The sequence below is a fragment of the Kitasatospora sp. NPDC056446 genome, from assembly GCF_042796115.1.
In the GTDB taxonomy this organism is placed as follows: domain Bacteria; phylum Actinomycetota; class Actinomycetes; order Streptomycetales; family Streptomycetaceae; genus Kitasatospora.
Genome location: NZ_JBHTRF010000236.1, coordinates 1 through 1,238 on the forward strand (window position 1 = coordinate 1; position 1,238 = coordinate 1,238).

Annotated in this window: 1 protein-coding gene and 1 pseudogene; one reads left to right on the top strand and one right to left on the bottom strand. The window is 65.4% G+C overall.

From position 1 onward, the window contains the following. A pseudogene (locus ACFQ6N_RS40945) lies at positions 1–280 on the top strand (ABC transporter substrate-binding protein); the annotation flags it as partial. A gap of 52 nt (positions 281–332) precedes the next feature. Here the strand turns inward: ACFQ6N_RS40945 and ACFQ6N_RS40950 are convergent. Then, on the bottom strand, positions 333–1,238 hold a 906-nt coding region (locus tag ACFQ6N_RS40950), incomplete at its 5' end, for a TonB-dependent receptor domain-containing protein (RefSeq protein ID WP_380659213.1).

Genomic DNA, 1,238 nt, shown 5'->3' on the forward strand with positions numbered 1-1,238 from the left:
CGCCGACACCTCTGCGGCCGCCATTGACCTGTTCGACCAGCAGCACCTGGATGCTGCCGCCGGCGTGCGCCAGCCACTGGAAGCCTGGGCGCGGTCGCATCCTGGCCCCCGCGTGCTGGCCGATCGCTTCACCGTGATCCAGCAGGCGGTCGCGGCGCCAGCCTCGCGCCCGGCCGATGCGTTGCAGGCACTGTTCGAGGAAGTGCAGGCGATCAAGGCAGGCCCATTGCTGGGCCAGGCCTTCGCCCGGGCCGGGCAGGCGGTCACGCTGGTGCGGTGAATGCGGCGCACACGCAGTCGAGCATGGATCGACGCTACAGAGCGCGTGCGGCCTACTGGAACAGGTATTTCAGGCCGATCTGCGCGCGGCGGCCGTAATACTCCACCTGCAGCGGCCGCTGCGGGCTGCCCTGGTAGTACTTCAGCGGTTCGTTGGTCAGGTTGCTCAGTTCAGCGAACACGGTCCAGCGATCAAACGTGTAGGACGCGCTGAAGTCGACCGAGGTGTTGGCACCGTACCAGGCATCGGTGGTGCTGCTGTCGCCATGCGATTCGATGTAGGCGCCCTTGTGGTTGGTCGCCAGCCGGGCGGCGAACGCACCATCGTCGTAGTACACGGTGACGTTGTAGAGACGGTCGGCCTGGCCGGTGATCGGTACGTTGCCGCTGCGGCCCGGGATGCGCATGCGCGAATCCATCAGGGTCAGGTTGGCGTTGATGCCGAAATTGCTCCACAGGCCCGGCAGGAAATCGAAGCGGCGCACGAAGGCGAACTCGGCACCCCACAGCTTGGCGTCGTCGCCGTTCTCGGGCCGGTAGAAGGTGACATTGCTGTTGCCGTTGAAATTGCCGGTGCTGCTGCTCTGGAACACCGGGTTGCTGATGTTCTTGTAGAACACGCCGCCGGACAGCAGGCCCAGCGGTCCGGCATACCACTCGGCCATCAGATCCAGGTTGTCCGAATAGGTCGGGTCAAGATCGGCATTGCCGGAAGTAAAGGTGCCATCGGCCTCCATGAACGAGCCACCCGGATTGATGTCACCGAAGTTCGGGCGGGCAAAGCTGCGGGTCAGGCCCAACCGCAGGTTCAGGTCACTGCGCGGCGAAAAGCGCACATTGAGCTGCGGCAGCACCGAGGAGTAGCGCTTGCGACCCAGGTTGGGCACCAGCGCGCTGCTACCATCGGCATCGCGCTCCAGCACCTGCCCACGCACGTCGGTGGCGGTGCGTTCCAGGCG